Raw genomic sequence first — 15,763 nt, forward strand, 5'->3', positions numbered from 1 at the left:
TGTCAATATATCTCACAGCTGGCTCGGCGGCCCACTCTCTTGTTCGCTGAGCAGCTCACCGATCAGACGCGCGCCCAACTCCTCCCGTTCGTCCGATGACATTTCGGCCGACGCGCGAGCCAAGGCCTCGGGATCCGAAGCACCCAATGCCAAGTGCATCGCGTCATTTCTCAGCCGAAGGTAGCGTGAGTATTCTTCGTCGGGGTGGAAAAACCGGAAACCTAGACGAGCGAGCTGCGCGTTGATGTCGGTCAGCTCTCGAAGTTCATCGGGTGACAGGTGAGGCGTGCCCGCGTAAGCTCTCTGGCGCTCAAGAAGCAGATGGGTCGGTTGATCCAGTGTGCTAGAGATGCCGAACATCTCGCTGGTGACGATAGCAGCGTAGCCTTGTCCTCTGGGATCGAGATCGGGATGTACGGCGATGATGCCTCGTGCATCGCCATTTGTCGCCAACTGCAGGATCTGGACCTGCTCGCGCGAGAGTTCAGCGATAGCGAGCGGATTGTGAGTGGTCAGCAGAATGTGACTGTTTTCGCGTTCCCCCGCGTCGCCGGCGAACTTGCGAAGGTAGGAGATGTAATCCACTGCCCAGCGAGGGTTCAGATGCGTGTCGGGCTCATCGAGTAAGAATAGGCTTTCGCTTCCCGATGTGAAGCGAAGAAGTCCGAGCACCGTAAGCAGTTGCTGTTCGCCCTCGCTCAACTCCCGGAATGTAACCGAGCCGTCGTTTTTGGTGAGCCTGACGCGGATGCGAACTTCGTCAATCAGCTGAGAGACATGCGTGCTCTCCAGGTCCCGAAAGAACTCTGCCGGACGCTGATCTCCAACGAGTCGTCGGAGCGACTCTATGTCCTTGATGTACAGGTATTTGAACTGGAGGGTTTTCTCGTTCCACAACGAGATCGAAACACGCCTGTTGATGGAGAACGGCGCCAAGGCGATCTCCTGCAGCCGATCGAGGAAAGACGCAACAACGCCTTTCGCCATCCAGAACCGTGGATCGCCGTCGTTAGATTTCCAGGGCGGCTCGCGCAGAACGAAAAGTACGGACTCGATGCCCTCGTCTGGATCAATGCCGAGATGATCCGCGAGAAACACCCTGACCTCGTCGGACTGCTGAATTAGAAAGGCTAGGAGAACAAACTGGCTGTGAACCGGCATGGCATAGAACAGACGCTTGAGCCCGGGGTTCTCGCCTCGTCGAAGTCGTTTGTCGAACTCCTCCAGATAGGGCCGGAACACCTGATATAGGCGCTCGCTCTCGCCAGAATAATAAGCGAAGACGTTGCGGGGCAGATACGGGCTCTCGGGAGAGAGGAAAGCCTTAAGAGCCAATTTCTCAGACTCGGCTGCGCCCACGCCGGCAGCCGAAGGTGCAGGGGTGACCTTTACGGACAACAGATCTCGCGTCCGGTCCGGATCAGCATCGACTTCCACATGATAGTCTTCGGAGTCGTGGCCGATAGTATAGCGTAGCCGATATGCGAATGCGGGTCGGCGCTCCCCGCGAATGAGATCGCGAAAGATTGTGGCTAGCGCCTCAATGACATTGGATTTCCCCGTGCCGTTCCATCCGATGATCACCGTAATCCAGTGATCTTGATCGAAGTCGATCGAAACGTTTTTCAAGTTTTTGAACTGGTGGGTCGGGCTTGCTTTGGCGCTGCCGATCGTCAGACTGTCCAGCCGCATAGGACCTACGCCGCCTTCAAGCGGATTAGGTCGTGCAGCTTTCGACCCTCGCTATCCGCGACCTTCTGGACCTGAAGCCGACCTGCCTTATCAAGTTGCCTGAGCTCCTCATACAGACGCTCGACAGTTTCGGTTTCGGCCCCATCAACAGCGCCGCAGAGGCGAAACGCCTCATCGGCGGTAAGCCAATCGACGGCGCTTGCCAGCGCCGACTCCAAGGTCGTACTTGATGCCATCACGGCCTCCCGGCGAATGCTCTTGCGCTCTTTGGACTTTGGCTGAACGGCGGCCCGCGCGCTCTCTAACCTTATTCTCTCCAGCAGGGTTTGTGCTGGCTCTTCGTCAATGTCTTGAGGCTCCAGTTCCCCCCGAAGGGCTCTCGCGACCAAGGCTGCGTCCAATCGATCCAGAAGCGCAACCGCAGCGCTTGTCTCATCGGCGACCCGATCGGCCGAAGCGAACGCTTCTCTTATACGCTTTGCGATTTCGACCGCCTCATCGAACGGCGGCAAAACGATAGGAAGGGCCGCGACTTTGCGCTTGCTGATGGACGCTAGGTTCGTCGTCTGCGTGCCTTGGTCCAGGAAGTAGGATTGTCCCATTTCGTTGGCGAAATGAGACACATATTCAGCGGGCGAAACGCCCGGCTTCATTCGTACTCGGAATACGTGGTTTTGGTGGATGCAGACCGGGATCTGTCCGTTCCATACCCATCCCCTCCCGAGCTTGTCGCGGTCTCCACCCTCGTTCATGAGGACATCCCCTACTCTCAAGGCAAGGCGATCTCTCTCCTGCAGCGTTACACTGATCGTCTTGACCTCCGCGAGATTCAACCATCCACGCTGAACGTTCGCGACCCGCAAATATGGGACTTCGACCAGTTTCTCATCGTCCTTGCGTTTGCGGCCGACCTGGATCCCGCCCTGGATATCGGCCACTTCGCCTAGCGTTGTGGTTCGCCATCCCTCAGGCACCCCCCTGTGCCCCTCAGGACGAAGATCGGATGTCAGTTCGCCTGAGAATGCACGATGTAATACAGCCGAACGATATCGGGCGATTTGAGATGGGACCACCGCAAGCATTTGGCGTGCGACGTTGGTCTGTCCGGTCAGACGCCCCAGGCGATCGACAATACGTTTCTGCTCCGCCTCGGGAGGGAGTGGAATCCTTAGACTACCGAGCATGGCTGCGGAAATAACGCTCTGAGCAGTGCCCGTTGCGCCTCTACGAAGCGCTGCGACGCGGGTTTGCATGAAGGCGTACAAGTAGCGTTGATCGACGCCTGGTCGGGGCCTGAGGGCAGCGACGCTGCGACCGATCGCGCAATCCACCCCCAAGTTCACCTTGCCGGCGGTCGCGCCGACCACACACACCAGCACGTCTCCCCGTTTCGCCAATTTGAGCGGCTGCGTAGTCCATTCGCGAATAACTGGCCGCTCGGAACGAAACTCGCCAGCTTTCACAAAGGGCGTGCCCTTACGTTCGTAGTTTGTTGAAGCGCCAGGGGGTGCTTGACCCATCACGACTTCGCAGATGTCCGAGACGAACGCTTCGGTCCAGCTGTTGGGCAACTTACTCATGGCTTGGCGATAGGTCGGCGGCTAACTCCGTGGGCGGGCCCGCGTCGGCACTGAGGTCCTGCAAAACGGCTTTGATCTCTTCCGTCGCCATATGCAGATGATGCAGGAGATCGGCTAGAATATCCTCCGGCTCATCCGCCGCCTGGTCATCGCCGTTCCGGTCCGCAAACCATGTCAGATCCAGATTGTCGCCTCGCTCAGCGATCGTCTCTCGACTAAACATACGCCATCGCCCCAAAGGCCCAGTGTCTGTCCTCTCCGATTGCCCTTGAGGGTCCTCGCCGTATGCTGCGATGAAGTGTTCGAAATCGCTCCGCGTCAGCGTGCGCTTTTTTCCATACTTCGCAACGTCATGGCGCATGTCATAGACCCAGACGCGCTTTGTCGCGCCATCCGTCCGCACATCGTCCTCATCGTTCTCACGAGTGCTGAAGAACAATACGTTCGTTTTGACCCCTGGGCTGTAGAAGATGCCCGTCGGCAAACGCAGAATCGTATGAAGGTCGCACCGCTCCATCAAGTCCTGCCGAATCTTGCGACCGATCCCTTCCTCAAAAAGGACGTTGTCTGGAAGAACGACGGCCGCCCGCCCTCCAGCCTTCATCGACAGGTAGATGTGTTGAAGAAATGCCAGCTGCTTGTTCGTCGTGGACGAGATGTCATCGCGAAGTTTGCGGGCGCTCCCCGCTTTCGCGCCGAATGGCGGATTGGCAAGAACGACGTCAGGTGGGCTCAGCTCCAACGCATCGGCCGTCAGGGCGTCACCGAGGATGATCTTGGAACGCAAGCGATGCAGGAATGCATTCATCAGACAGATGCGGTAGGTGCTCTTCTCGATCTCAACCCCTTCATAGAGAGGCGGGTCGGCGTCGTAGCCCTCAACGGAGTTGCGAGATCTGACGTAATGGTCGGCTGAGATCAGAAAACCGCCGCTTCCAGCGGCCGGATCCTGGACAACCTCACCCAAAGTCGGCTGCACCAATTCCACAATGCAGTCGACAAGCGCCCGCGGTGTAAAATATTGACCCGCACCTGAGCGTGAATCTTGCGAATTCTTGGCAAGCAGCCCCTCGTAAAGGCGGCCCATTTCATCTGCGCTTACCGAATGCCACTCGATTTTCGAGATTCCGTCGATGACGGCCTTCAGGTTTTCAGAATGCGAGAACACCGTAGTCGGAAATGCGTATATCCGGCGAACGACCTCACTGTTGGCGTGCCCACCAAGGAAGGTAAGCATCTCTCTGTAGAAACTGAGCAGATCATCGCCGTCAAACGCTGCAAGATCGTTCCAACGATAGCCGATGGGGAGAAGATTCTCCGTACCGGTCTCTTCGGCCATCTTCAGGAACAAGAGATAAGTCAGCTCCGAGATGTACTCGTGGTAACTTACGCCGTCGCCTCGAAGGATGTGGCAGAGGCCCCAGATTTTCTGGACGACGCTGTCATGGCTCATTCCCGACTTGATCCCCGGCGGAATTCCGCATCTAGGCGGCAATGGATACGACGGGACGGGCAAGCGTCGCACGCTCCCGACCCAGTCGCGCCACTTGCTCACACCGTCCATTTCGGTTCAAGCGGCGACGGTCGGGAGTTCAGTCAAACCCGCGCATGTGCCTAAGGTCGCCCTAGCCGACTGTCGCGGGATCTCGGAACAGCTCGACGGGTTGTCATCTGCCCACTACGCGAGCCGCCCAGCTCTAAGGCGATCACCGTCCAAGCCGACCACAAACACTACCTTCCAACCCGCCGGTCGTCCGATTCCCGGTTGATGAGCACGATGCACTCCACTGCCTGCGGGACGATCCGGTGCGGTGAACGGCCGTCACCTCCATGACAGACCTCCAGACGCCTGGGCAAATGACACCCACGAGCAACGACCAGGCGAGCATCGGGATCGGATCATGCGGGAGCGTTTCGACGCCCTCCTCGGAAACGGACGCGTCGGACGTCCGCAATGAGTCACTTTCCGACATCACGCCGCGATCGCGTCCGCAACGGCGTGCAATGCCTCCGGTCGAAGGTGGGTGTATCGCCGCAGCATCTTCCAGTCTTTGTGACCGGTGACCAGCGCCACCTGAGGAATCTGAAATCCCGCCTCGAATAGACGGCTCGTCCCTTCGTGCCTCAGATCATGGAAGTGCAGATCCACAATCTCAAGCTCTTTGCACGCCCGCGTAAATGCTGTGCCCGCTGACCGATGATTGAACGGGAAGATACGCGGGTCTCGATTGGATTGCGGCGGCCCCTGCTCCTCGATCAGCGCTATAGGATCATAACCCGACACCTTCAGCAGCGGGATGCGCTGGTCGTTGCCAGCCTTCTCGCGAGGGTCTTTGCGATCCCTGATCGTCAGCATTTTGGTGCGCGGAACATAGTCCGGCCAGACGACGCGGAATATCTCTTCCTGGCGCATCGCAGTAGCAATCGCGAAGCGGATAACCCGCCCCATAGGAATGATCTGGCGCGGGTTGGATTCGAAATAGCCGATCAGCCGATCCAATTCCTCCTCCGTCGGGCGGCGGTCGCGCTCAAGCCCCTTTCCCACGAGCCCTAGTCGCTTCAACGCCAACCGCGCCATGTTCAGCGGCTCGGCCGAGATCGTCAGCCCATGCACGGCGATCGCATGGGTGATGACCAGTTTAATGGCGCCTATATCGATGCTCAGCGTCATCGGCCCCGCCCCTTCCTTCGCGCGCTCCTTGCCGAAGTCGATGAACAACTGGCGATCAAGCTGAGCCAGTTTCTTCGGGCCCAATCTCGCCTTGAGCATCTTCAGCGTCGCCGCTTTGGAGCGACGCGGCGCCTTTCCGACTTCCTTCATGTCGGCGATGTGGAGATCGATCAGTTCCCCGAAGGTGCGCAAGCGCGCCGCGCGCTGTGGCGTCGGCGTCTCGCCGCGATCGATACGAGCCTCGTTCTCGACAGCCCAGCGTCGCGCATCATCGCGTTTGAGGAAGGTCTCGCTTATATAGCGGCCCTTCCTCCTGACTTGGACCCTCCATGTTCCGGAGGGGAGTTTCGAATACGTCGCCATTTTCGTGTGCGCTCTGTGTGCACTGAGATGTCGAAAAGCCGGAAAAAACGTCGCAACACGGCGTAAAATCGAGTGCACACGTCACCAACCAACGTTTTGATACTACTCGAAAAATGTCGATAAATCAATCTCGTAGACTGTCCGTGGCGCCCATGATGGACTGGACCGACCGGCATTGCCGGGCCTTCCATCGCGTCCTGACGGCCCGCGCCCTGCTCTACACCGAGATGGTCACCGCGCCCGCCGTCCTGCATGGCGACCGCGACTATCTGCTGGGGTTCGACCCGGTCGAACATCCGGTCGCCCTGCAGCTCGGGGGCTCGGATCCGGCCCAGTTGGCCGAGGCGGCGAAGGTCGGCGAGGCGTACGGCTATGACGAGATCAATCTGAACGTCGGCTGCCCGTCCGACCGGGTCCAGTCGGGCAAGTTCGGCGCCTGCCTGATGCGCGAGCCTGAACTGGTGGCCGACTGCATGGCGGCGATCAAGGCCGCCGTGACCGTGCCCGCGACCGTCAAATGCCGTATCGGCGTCGACGATCAGGATCCGCAGATCAGCCTGTTCGCCACGGTGGACGCCTGCGCGGCGGTCGGGATCGAAGTCTTCGTCGTTCACGCCCGCAAGGCCTGGCTTCAAGGCCTGTCGCCCAAGGAGAACCGCGACGTGCCGCCGCTGGACTACGGTCTGGTGCGCCGGCTGAAGCGCGAACGGCCGCACCTGAACATCTCCATCAACGGCGGGATCGCCGATCTTGACCAGGCCGAAGCCCTGCTGGACGAGAGCGACGGCGTGCGGCTGGACGGCGTCATGCTGGGCCGCGCCGCCTATCACGAGCCGGCCATCCTGGGTCAGGCCGACCGTCGCCTGTACGGGGCGGACACGCCTGATGTGGACGCCTTCGCCGCCCTGGATCTTTACCGTCCCTATGTGGCGGCGCGCCTGGAAGAGGGGGTGCGCCTGCCCGCCATCACCCGCCACATGCTGGGCCTGATGCACGGCCGCCCCGGCGCCCGGGCCTTCCGCCGCATCCTGACGGTCGAGGCGATCCGACCGGGCGCGGGACTGGAGGTGCTGGACGCCGCCGCAGACGCCGTGCGCGAGGCCGAGGCACGTCGCGAGGAAGCGGCCTGAACGGGACCGCAACGGAACCTCAATCCATTTGTGGCGATTTCTGGGAGGAGACCCCGCCCTTCCCCGGAGCCGACCGCATGAAAATCCTCGCCCTGACCGCCGCCCTCGCGGCCCTGTCCGCTGCATTTTTCGCGCCGGAGGCCTCGGCCCAGGACGGCGAGCGCAGCCGCTTCGCCCTCGGCGCCCAGGTCGGCACCCCCGGCGCAGGGGTCCAGGCCCTGTATTCGGTCAACGACTATCTCGTCCTGCGTGGCGGCTATGACGTGCTGCAATGGGAGAGGGACGACACCTACAACAGCATCGACTACGAGGCCGATATCGACTTCCAGTCCCCGGGGGCCTTCGTCGATCTGCACCCCTTCCGTAACGGCTTCTTCGTGTCGGGCGGCGTCTATTTCGGCGATCGTGGCGTCGATCTGAAATCGAATCCCACCGAGAACGTCAACATCGGCGGCGTCAGCTTCACCCCCGAACAGGTCGGCGCCCTGACCGGCCGCATCGACCTGGAGAGCACGGCCCCCTTCATCGGCCTCGGCTATGACAACACCTTCACCCGGGGCGGCCGCCTGGGCTTCCGGGTCCTGGCCGGCGCAGCGTTCGGCGACGCGCCCCAGGTCGATCTGAACGCGTCCGGCGGCACCCTGTCGAACGAGGCGCTGTTTCAGGAACTTCTGACCCAGGAAGAGCAGGACATTCAGGACCAGGCCGACGACTACAAGGTCCTGCCCGTCGTCCAGATCGGTCTGAATTATCGCTTCTGATCGATGCGAGGTCGCAGCCGCGCGCGAAAAGGTGCGCGGCGAAACCTCTTTGTCGTCCATGCGTTAGAAAGCTGAGCGGCGGATTGCGGCCCGGGCGCGGCCCGATGCGCCGCTTTCTCGCCCCAAATTGACGCGACACATCCGGCGCCGGCGGCGTTGGGAGCCGGTGCTTTCATGAGCAAACCGGATGATCGGCGCCTCCGCTGCCTTCGCCATGCTTTGGGCTGCCATGTCCTCGCTTACGAGCGGACCGGTCCCTTACAATGTCGCTGTCGCGGCGGATGAAGCCAGGGTTGAAACCCCGGCGGCCGAGATCGGTTCCACCGACACTCTTTCCGAAACGGCTCTGGAACTCAGCGCCGACCAGGTCGAACTGATGGCCGGCGATCCGGACTGGCGCGCCTCGGCCCGCCTCTATCACGCAGGCGGCGGCGGCGCGACGGGCAACGATTCGCTCGGTTGCCGCCCGATCGCCATGCGCACCGTCGCGGTCGATCCGCGCGTCATTCCCCGCCGCACCAAGCTGTTCATCCGCGAGACGGTGGGCCTTCGTCTGGCCGACGGCTCGGTCCACGACGGCTACTGGTACGCCTCGGACACCGGCGGCGCGATCAAGGGTCAGAAGATCGACCTCTATACCGGCAACGGACGCGGCTCGATGGCCCAGGCCCGCCGCCTGAACATGCAGACCCTGACCATCGTCGACGCCGGCGATTTCGACGGCTGCCCCCCGGCCTGGCAGACCGCCTCCAACTAAGCCTGCTGCCGATACGAAAAACGCCGGCGAACCTCGCGGTCGCCGGCGTCTTCATGTCCGCCTTCCGGCAGGGGTCTAGTCCAGTTCGCTGACCTTCAGCGTCGACTGCACCATGTCGTCGCCATAGGTGCCGACCCAGACGTCGTAACGGCCGCTCTGGGGATTGGTGATCTGCACCTTGGGGTTCATACCGCCGCCGCTGTCATCGTCGCAGTACCAGCGGCCGTTCGGCGTATTGATCAGCAGGGTCGTATCGTCGGACGACTCGACCAGGAAGGTCAGGTCCATGTCGCCCGCCTCGAACTGGACCTGATAATCGGCCGCCGCCGAGACCTTGCCTTCGCAGCCCGACTTGGCGGCCGAGGCCGGGATCGAACCCCCGGCCAGGATCGACTTCTCGTGCGGGTCGGGGGTGAAGCCGGTGCGCAGGGTCACCGAACCATAGTTGGGCTCCAGCGCCGTGTCCGGTGCGCCGCCGCCGGTCTCGTCCGAGCCGCCCAGCTCGCTGATCTGAAGCGTCGACTGGACCATGGCGTCGTCATAGGTGCCGACCCAGATGTCGTAGCGCCCGTCTTCCGGATTGGGGATGGTCACCATCGGGTTCAGATCGCCGCCGCCGTCGTCATCGCAATACCAGACGCCGCTGGGCGTATTGATCAGCAGGGTGACGTCCTCCGACGCCGTCGCCTTGACCGTCAGGTCCAGCTCGCCCGCGGTGAAATTCAGCTGCAGGTCCGGTGCGGCGCTGACCGAGCCCTCGCAGCCCGACTTGGCCGCCGAGGCCGGAACCGAGCCGCCGGCCAGGATCGACTTGGTCCAGGGGTCGGGGGTGAAGCCGCTCTCCAGCCGCACCGAGCCATAGTTGGGCTCGAGGGTGAAATCGGGTCTGGAACCGCTCTTCTGCGCCAGGCTGGCGGTCGGGGCCAGCAGCAGCGCGGCGCTCGCCGCGACGGCGATGATCTTCATGTTCGACGTCCTTCCCAAGGGGTGCGGCCTCCCGCCGCAGCCTCGACCATATCCGCTTCGCATGACCCGTGCAGCTTCAAATCACGACGAATTTCAGAAGCGTCGCTTGCCGGTCGCCGTCTCGAAGAACAGACGGAAATCGCCCATCAGGCTCCACAGCGGATATTTGAAGGTCGCGGGCCGGTTCTTCTCGAAGAAGAAATGCCCGACCCAGGCGAAGCCGTAGCCGATCAGCGGCATGGCCAACAGCCACCAGGGGTTCAGCGTCAGCAGGAAGGCGACAAAGGCCAGGATCACCAGGCCGGTGCCCACGACGTGGATCCGGCGACAGGTCCGGTTCGAATGCTCGTGGATGTAATAGGGATAGAAGGCCTCGAACGAGGCGTATCGTCCCTCGGGCGTGGACGGCGTGTTCATGGACGCAGCGTGCGCCCGGATTTCAAGGGTGGCAAGTCATGCGATCCGCCCGCCCCTATCCTCGTCATCCTAGGCCTTGCGCCTAGGATCCATACGCTCGGTCTCGAAGGCCCGCACTACGACCAGCACCGGGAGTATGGATCCTCGCCACAAGGGCGAGGATGACGAACGTCTATTGAAGTCTCAGCCCTTCGGCTTGCCCTTGAAGCCGTCCTTCTTGAAGCCCGGCTTGGCCTTGAACGGCTTCTTGGCGAAGGGCTTGTCGCCCGCCGCGTTCGAGCGCGGAGCGCCGCCGTCGGCCTTCGGGGCCCAGGGCTTCTTCTTGAACGGCGGACGGGCGTCGCCCTCGCCGCCGTCGGCGCGCTTGTAGGGGGTCTTCTTGAACGGACGCTCGCCGCCCTCTTCGCGGTTCGGCTTGCCGGCGAAACGGCCGGCCTTCATCGAGCCCGGCGTCGGGGCTTCCGACGGGGTGATCTTCACCTCGTCCTTGGAGGCGGCGACGGCCTCGCGGAAGGCCTTCTCATGGGTCTTGGCGATTTCGAACCGGGTCTCGTCCGGGAAGGTGCGGATGGCGCCGATCTGGGGCTTGGTGATGCCGCCGATGCGGCAGATCAGCGGGATCAGCCACTTGGGATCGGCGTTCTTGTTGCGGCCCACGTCCAGGCGGAACCAGACCACGTCGTCGGCGCCCAGGCGCTCGCCCGGCCACGGCTGGGCGGCGGTGCCGTCGTCGTTGCGAACCAGGCGATCGCGCTTGGCGGGGCCACGGTCGGCGCCCGGATCGGACAGTTCTTCCGGCGCCGGCTGTTCCTTGCGGAGCAGACGCACCAGGGCGGCGGCGATCTCGTCCGGGGTGCGTTCGGCGATCATCCGCTTGGCGACGATCATGTCCTCGTCGGACACGTCGGCCTCGAAGAATTCCGGCGACAGCAGACGGCCGTCGTCGGCCTTGCGGATCTCGTCGAAGGTCGGGGCGCCGGACCAGACGGCGTCGACGCCGGCCTCGTCCATCAGCCGCTCGGCCTTGCGGCGGCGCGAGTGCGGCACCAGCATGACGGAGACGCCCTTCTTGCCGGCCCGGCCGGTCCGGCCCGAACGGTGCAGCAGGCCGGCGCGGTTCATCGGCAGTTCGGCGTGGATGACCAGACCCAGGTCGGGCAGGTCCAGACCGCGCGCGGCGACGTCGGTGGCGACGCAGACGCGGGCGCGGCCGTCACGCAGCGACTGAAGCGCGTCGGTCCGCTCGCGCTGACCCATTTCGCCCGACAGGCTGACGGTCGAGAAGCCGCGTTCCAGCAGCGACGACTGCAGGTGACGCACGCTGTCGCGCGTCGAGCAGAAGACCATGGCGCGCGGCGCCTCGTACCAGCGCAGGGTGTTGACCACCGCGTGTTCGATCTCGTTCGGGGCGATGCGATAGGCGCGGTATTCGATATCGGCGTGCTGGCGCGTCTTGTCGGTGGCGTCGATACGCACCGCATCCTTCTGGTAGCGCTTGGCCAGGGTCGCGATCTCGCGCGCGATGGTGGCCGAGAACAGCAGGGTGCGACGGTCGGCCGGCGCCTGGTCCAGGATGAACTCCAGGTCCTCGCGGAAGCCCATGTCCAGCATCTCGTCGGCCTCGTCGAGGACAGCGACCTTCAGGGCGGACAGGTCCAGGTTGCCCCGGTCGATATGGTCCTTCAGGCGGCCGGGCGTGCCGACGACGATATGGACGCCGAAGCTCAGGGCGCGCGCTTCACGACGTGCGTCCATGCCGCCGACGCAGGTGGCGATCTTGGCGCCGGAGTCGGCGTAAAGCCAGGCCAGCTCGGCCGCGACCTGCATGGCCAGTTCCCGCGTCGGGGCGATGGCCAGGCACAGGGGCGCGGCGCCGGGGCCGAAGATCGGCTTGTCGCCCAGCAGGGTCGGAGCGGCGGCCAGGCCGAAGGCGACGGTCTTGCCCGAACCGGTCTGGGCCGAGACCAGCAGGTCGCGATCCGCGTGCTCGCCTTCCAGGACGGCGGCCTGAACCGGGGTGGGTTCGGCATAGCCCTTGTTGATCAGGGCGCGGTCGAGCGCGGGATGGACGGCGGGAAAGGGCATCGGCTACCTGGGCAAACGGACAAGGGCGGTCGCCGAAACGACCGCGCCCGGCCGAGGACAGACCTCAGGCCGGGCGAATGATGGCCGCTCTATACACGGATAAAGGCGCGCGTGGGGCGGAAAACGTCGTTACCGCGCGTCCGCCCCGCAAAAACGACCTCGGGTCAGGCCCTCGCCCGATCGGTTCTTACCCGATCAGACCTTGCCGATCGGTTTTTACCCGATCAAACCTTGCCGATCGGTTCTTACCCGATCAAACCTTGAAGGCTAGGAAACCGTCGTCTGCGGCGACCGTGGACCCGTTCACGGCGTCAGCTGCGTCGCTGAACAGGAAGGCGACGACGCTGGCCACCTTCTCGGGCGCGATCAGCTTGTTGGTGACGTGCTGTGCGGCTAGGGCGGCGCGCGCCTCGTCCGGCACATTCTTCATCATCGGAGTGTCGATGAAGCCCGGGGCCACGGCCGCGACGCGGATGCCGTGCTCCGCCAGTTCCAGCGCGCCAGAGCGGGTCATGGCGATGACGGCGGCCTTGGCGGCGTTATAGTTGAAACTGCCCTTGGCCGCGACCGAGCCGTAGATGGAGGCGGTGTTGACGATCACCCCCTTCACGCCCAGTTCGACCATCTTCCGCGCGCCGTAATAGAGGCCGTAATAGACGCTGAACTGGTCGACCTCGATCACCCGACGATAGGAGGCGGGATCCATCTCCAGCAGGGACTGGACCTTGGAGATGCCGGCGTTGTTGAACACGCCCGTCAGGGTTCCCAGCTTCTCGACCGCGAAATCGACCATGGCCTCGACCGCCGCCGGATCGGACACGTCGACCTTGAAGGCGAAGGCCTTGACCCCGAGCGCCTCGGCCTCGGCCGCCGCCTTCTGGGCGCCGTCGATGTCGAAGTCGGCGACAATCAGGTTCGCCCCCTGTCGCGCCAGTTCCAGCGCCGCCGCATGACCGATCCCGCTGGCTCCACCGGTGACGATGATGGCCTGATCCTTGAGTGACATGCGCCGGTCTCCTTCTACGAATGGGCGTGGACCGGATATGGCTCGAGCGGGCGGATATGTAACCCGCATGAGCACATTTCATCGTTCACCCTGTTTGTTTCACCCGCGTTGACGCCGCAGGCTTCACTTGGGCGGACAGCGAATGTCCCCTCGGGAGTAGCAGGATGCAGGCCCTGTCCATCGGCGCCGCCGGAATGATGAGCGCCCAGTCGCGCTTCGAGACCAGCGCCCGCCGCACCGCGACCGCGCCGCTCGACACTCTCGCCGAGGAAACGGTGGAGCGGCTCCAGGCCAGGACCGCCTTCAGCGCCAACGCCGCCGTGGTGCGGACCGCCGACGAGATGACCGGCGCCCTGCTGGACATGCTGGCCTAGCGGTCGCGCGTCCGCAGCCGCCTCAGAATTCTTCCCAGCCTTCCGACAGGCTCTCGATCCGGGGCGCGGCGCCGCCGCGACCGATGCTCTTCAGCGCCGCCGCCATATGGGGCGCCGGGCTCGGCGCGGGCCGCCCCTCGGGAGCCGGAACGGGCTGGGCCGACCTGATCTCGCCGACGCGGAACCGCGCCACCGAGGCCTGAAGCGCGTCGGCCTCCTGGGCCAGGGAGTGGCTGGCGGCGGTCGACTGTTCGACCATCGCAGCATTCTGTTGCGTGACCTGATCCATCTGGTTCACCGCCGTATTGACCTCGGCCAGGCCGATCGCCTGTTCCTGGGCGGAGGCGGCGATCTCGCTGACCAGGCCGTCGATCTCCGCCACCCGGTCCACGATCCGCTGCAGGGCCTCGCCGGTCTCGCCGACCAGTTTCACGCCCGAGCCGACCTGGGTGGTCGAGGCCGAGATCAGGGTCTTGATCTCCTTTGCGGCGCCCGCCGACCGCTGGGCCAGGGCCCGCACCTCGGAGGCGACCACGGCAAAGCCGCGGCCGGCCTCGCCCGCCCGGGCGGCCTCGACGCCGGCGTTCAGGGCCAGCAGATTGGTCTGGAAGGCGATCTCGTCGATGACGCCGATGATCTGGTTGATCTGGGTCGACGACTGCTCGATGGCGCGCATGGCCTGGACCGCATCGCGCACGACCACGCCCGAGGTTTCCGCATCCCCCTTGGCGAACTGGACCACGTCCGAGGCCTGACGCGCGCCCGAGGCGGTCTTGTTCACCGTGGCGGTGATCTGATCCAGGGCGGCGGCGGTCTCTTCCAGGCTGGCGGCCTGTTGTTCGGTGCGGCGCGACAGGTCGTCGGCGGCCTGGCTGATCTCGCCGGCGCCCGACAGAATGCCCGAGACATTGCCGACCACCACCGACACCGCCTGCTGCAGCTGGGTTATGGCGGTGTTGAAGTCAGTCTTCAGCTGCTCGGCGCGCGGCGCGACCTCGGCGGTGAACCGGTGGGTCAGATCGCCGTTCGACATGGCTGACAGGCCCTCGGCCAGGGCGGCCACCGCCACGCGATCCTCTTCGGCGATACGCGCCTTCTCGGCCTCGTTGGCGCGATGTTCGACCTCCGCCGCCTCGCGCTGGGCCGCGCCCTCGGCCTCAAGCCGCACCTTCTCCACCGCATTGTCGCGGAAGGCGCCCAGGGCCTGGGCCATGCGGCCGATCTCGTCGCCGCGCCCTTGGGCGGGCACGGAGATCTTCAGGTCGCCGGCCGCCAGCCGGTCCATGGCCTTGGTCATGGCGACGATGGGCAGACTCAGCGCCCGCACCATCCAGACCGTCATCGCGGCGGCCACCAGCAGGGCCAGGACGCCGCCGATCACCAGGGCCGCATAGCCCCATTGGAAGGCCGAACCCTTGGCCGCATTCTTGTCGACCGACACGAGGTTGGCCGCATCGTCCACGCTTTTCACGGCCTGCCGGATGTCTGCCAGGCGCGCGGTCAGGGCCAGTTGCGCCTGGGCCTGCGGCCGCGTAGCCGGATCGCGGGCCAGCGCGATCAGCCCCTGGGCCTGCTGGTGGAAGGCCGCGCCCGCTGCTTCCAGCGCCTGCTGCTGCGCGCCGTAGCGGCCATCGACATCATGGGCGTCCAGCGCCTCGACCGCCTCGCCATAGGCGGCGCGCGGCGCCTCGTACTTGCCGAGGAACTCGTCCGAACCGGTCGCCACGAAACCACGCAGGGCGTTCTGCTGTTCGACCGCCGCCGCCAGGGCGTGGTCCGCCGCATAGCTGATCTGGCGCGCCTCCCGCTCGTCGCCGTCGGCGCGCTGCAGACTGACGAGACTGAACAGGACGACCATGGTCGCCACGCCGCAGGCGCTCATCATGGCCCCGAGGGCGATCATGAGCTTGATGGAAATGGACACCGACTTGAGCAAGATCGTTCCCCAACGCAACTAACGA

13 protein-coding genes are annotated in these 15,763 nt (G+C 64.0%); 4 read left to right on the forward strand and 9 right to left on the reverse strand.

What is annotated here, in order from left to right; all coding sequences use genetic code 11:
- Positions 1–12 precede the first annotated feature (12 nt).
- From ACIQ1T_RS02735 to ACIQ1T_RS02750, 4 genes are all read right to left on the reverse strand, one after another.
- Positions 13–1,692, reverse strand: coding sequence for an AAA family ATPase (locus tag ACIQ1T_RS02735; protein WP_395942953.1), 1,680 nt, complete (start codon positions 1,690–1,692; stop codon positions 13–15).
- Positions 1,693–1,697: 5 nt separating this feature from the next.
- Positions 1,698–3,272 (reverse strand): restriction endonuclease subunit S, encoded by a 1,575-nt coding sequence (locus ACIQ1T_RS02740; protein ID WP_395942954.1) that lies wholly within the window; start codon positions 3,270–3,272, stop codon positions 1,698–1,700.
- The gene (locus ACIQ1T_RS02745) at positions 3,265–4,725 is read right to left on the reverse strand and encodes an N-6 DNA methylase (RefSeq protein ID WP_395942955.1); all 1,461 of its coding nucleotides are present in this window, start codon (positions 4,723–4,725) and stop codon (positions 3,265–3,267) included. The genes ACIQ1T_RS02740 and ACIQ1T_RS02745 overlap by 8 nt, the downstream gene beginning before the upstream one ends.
- A gap of 519 nt (positions 4,726–5,244) precedes the next feature.
- A complete protein-coding gene (locus ACIQ1T_RS02750; protein ID WP_395942956.1) occupies positions 5,245–6,306 on the reverse strand; it encodes a tyrosine-type recombinase/integrase in 1,062 nt (353 codons plus the stop codon).
- A 113-nt stretch (positions 6,307–6,419) separates the two neighbouring features.
- Between ACIQ1T_RS02750 and dusA the strand changes: the two genes are divergently transcribed.
- The 3 genes from dusA (at position 6,420) to ACIQ1T_RS02765 (ending at position 8,954) form a co-directional block, all read left to right on the forward strand.
- Positions 6,420–7,436 (forward strand): tRNA dihydrouridine(20/20a) synthase DusA, encoded by a 1,017-nt coding sequence (gene dusA, locus ACIQ1T_RS02755; protein WP_395942957.1) that lies wholly within the window; start codon positions 6,420–6,422, stop codon positions 7,434–7,436.
- A 77-nt stretch (positions 7,437–7,513) separates the two neighbouring features.
- Entirely contained in the window at positions 7,514–8,197 is a 684-nt protein-coding gene (locus ACIQ1T_RS02760; RefSeq protein WP_395942958.1) for a hypothetical protein, read from the forward strand.
- A 187-nt stretch (positions 8,198–8,384) separates the two neighbouring features.
- Positions 8,385–8,954 (forward strand): 3D domain-containing protein, encoded by a 570-nt coding sequence (locus ACIQ1T_RS02765; RefSeq protein WP_395942959.1) that lies wholly within the window; start codon positions 8,385–8,387, stop codon positions 8,952–8,954.
- 75 nt (positions 8,955–9,029) lie between these two features.
- Here ACIQ1T_RS02765 and ACIQ1T_RS02770 read toward each other — a convergent pair whose 3' ends face one another.
- The 4 genes from ACIQ1T_RS02770 to ACIQ1T_RS02785 all read right to left on the reverse strand — a co-directional run bounded on the left by ACIQ1T_RS02770 (position 9,030) and on the right by ACIQ1T_RS02785 (position 13,428).
- Positions 9,030–9,920 carry a hypothetical protein gene (locus ACIQ1T_RS02770; protein ID WP_395942960.1) on the reverse strand — a complete coding sequence of 297 codons (891 nt, stop codon included), beginning with the start codon at positions 9,918–9,920 and terminating at the stop codon, positions 9,030–9,032.
- 93 nt (positions 9,921–10,013) lie between these two features.
- Positions 10,014–10,337 (reverse strand): Mpo1-like protein, encoded by a 324-nt coding sequence (locus tag ACIQ1T_RS02775; protein WP_395942961.1) that lies wholly within the window; start codon positions 10,335–10,337, stop codon positions 10,014–10,016.
- A 183-nt stretch (positions 10,338–10,520) separates the two neighbouring features.
- A complete protein-coding gene (locus ACIQ1T_RS02780; protein ID WP_395942962.1) occupies positions 10,521–12,422 on the reverse strand; it encodes a DEAD/DEAH box helicase in 1,902 nt (633 codons plus the stop codon).
- A 253-nt stretch (positions 12,423–12,675) separates the two neighbouring features.
- Positions 12,676–13,428, reverse strand: coding sequence for an SDR family NAD(P)-dependent oxidoreductase (locus tag ACIQ1T_RS02785; protein WP_395942963.1), 753 nt, complete (start codon positions 13,426–13,428; stop codon positions 12,676–12,678).
- 164 nt (positions 13,429–13,592) lie between these two features.
- On the opposite strand from ACIQ1T_RS02785, the gene ACIQ1T_RS02790 reads away from it, so the two are divergent.
- Positions 13,593–13,802, forward strand: coding sequence for a flagellar basal body rod C-terminal domain-containing protein (locus tag ACIQ1T_RS02790; RefSeq protein WP_395942964.1), 210 nt, complete (start codon positions 13,593–13,595; stop codon positions 13,800–13,802).
- A gap of 22 nt (positions 13,803–13,824) precedes the next feature.
- Here ACIQ1T_RS02790 and ACIQ1T_RS02795 read toward each other — a convergent pair whose 3' ends face one another.
- Positions 13,825–15,705, reverse strand: a complete 1,881-nt coding sequence (locus ACIQ1T_RS02795) for a methyl-accepting chemotaxis protein (protein ID WP_395943111.1) — start codon at positions 15,703–15,705, stop codon at positions 13,825–13,827.
- Positions 15,706–15,763 lie beyond the last annotated feature (58 nt).

The sequence above is a fragment of the Brevundimonas sp. genome, assembly GCF_044336875.1.
GTDB lineage: Bacteria > Pseudomonadota > Alphaproteobacteria > Caulobacterales > Caulobacteraceae > Brevundimonas.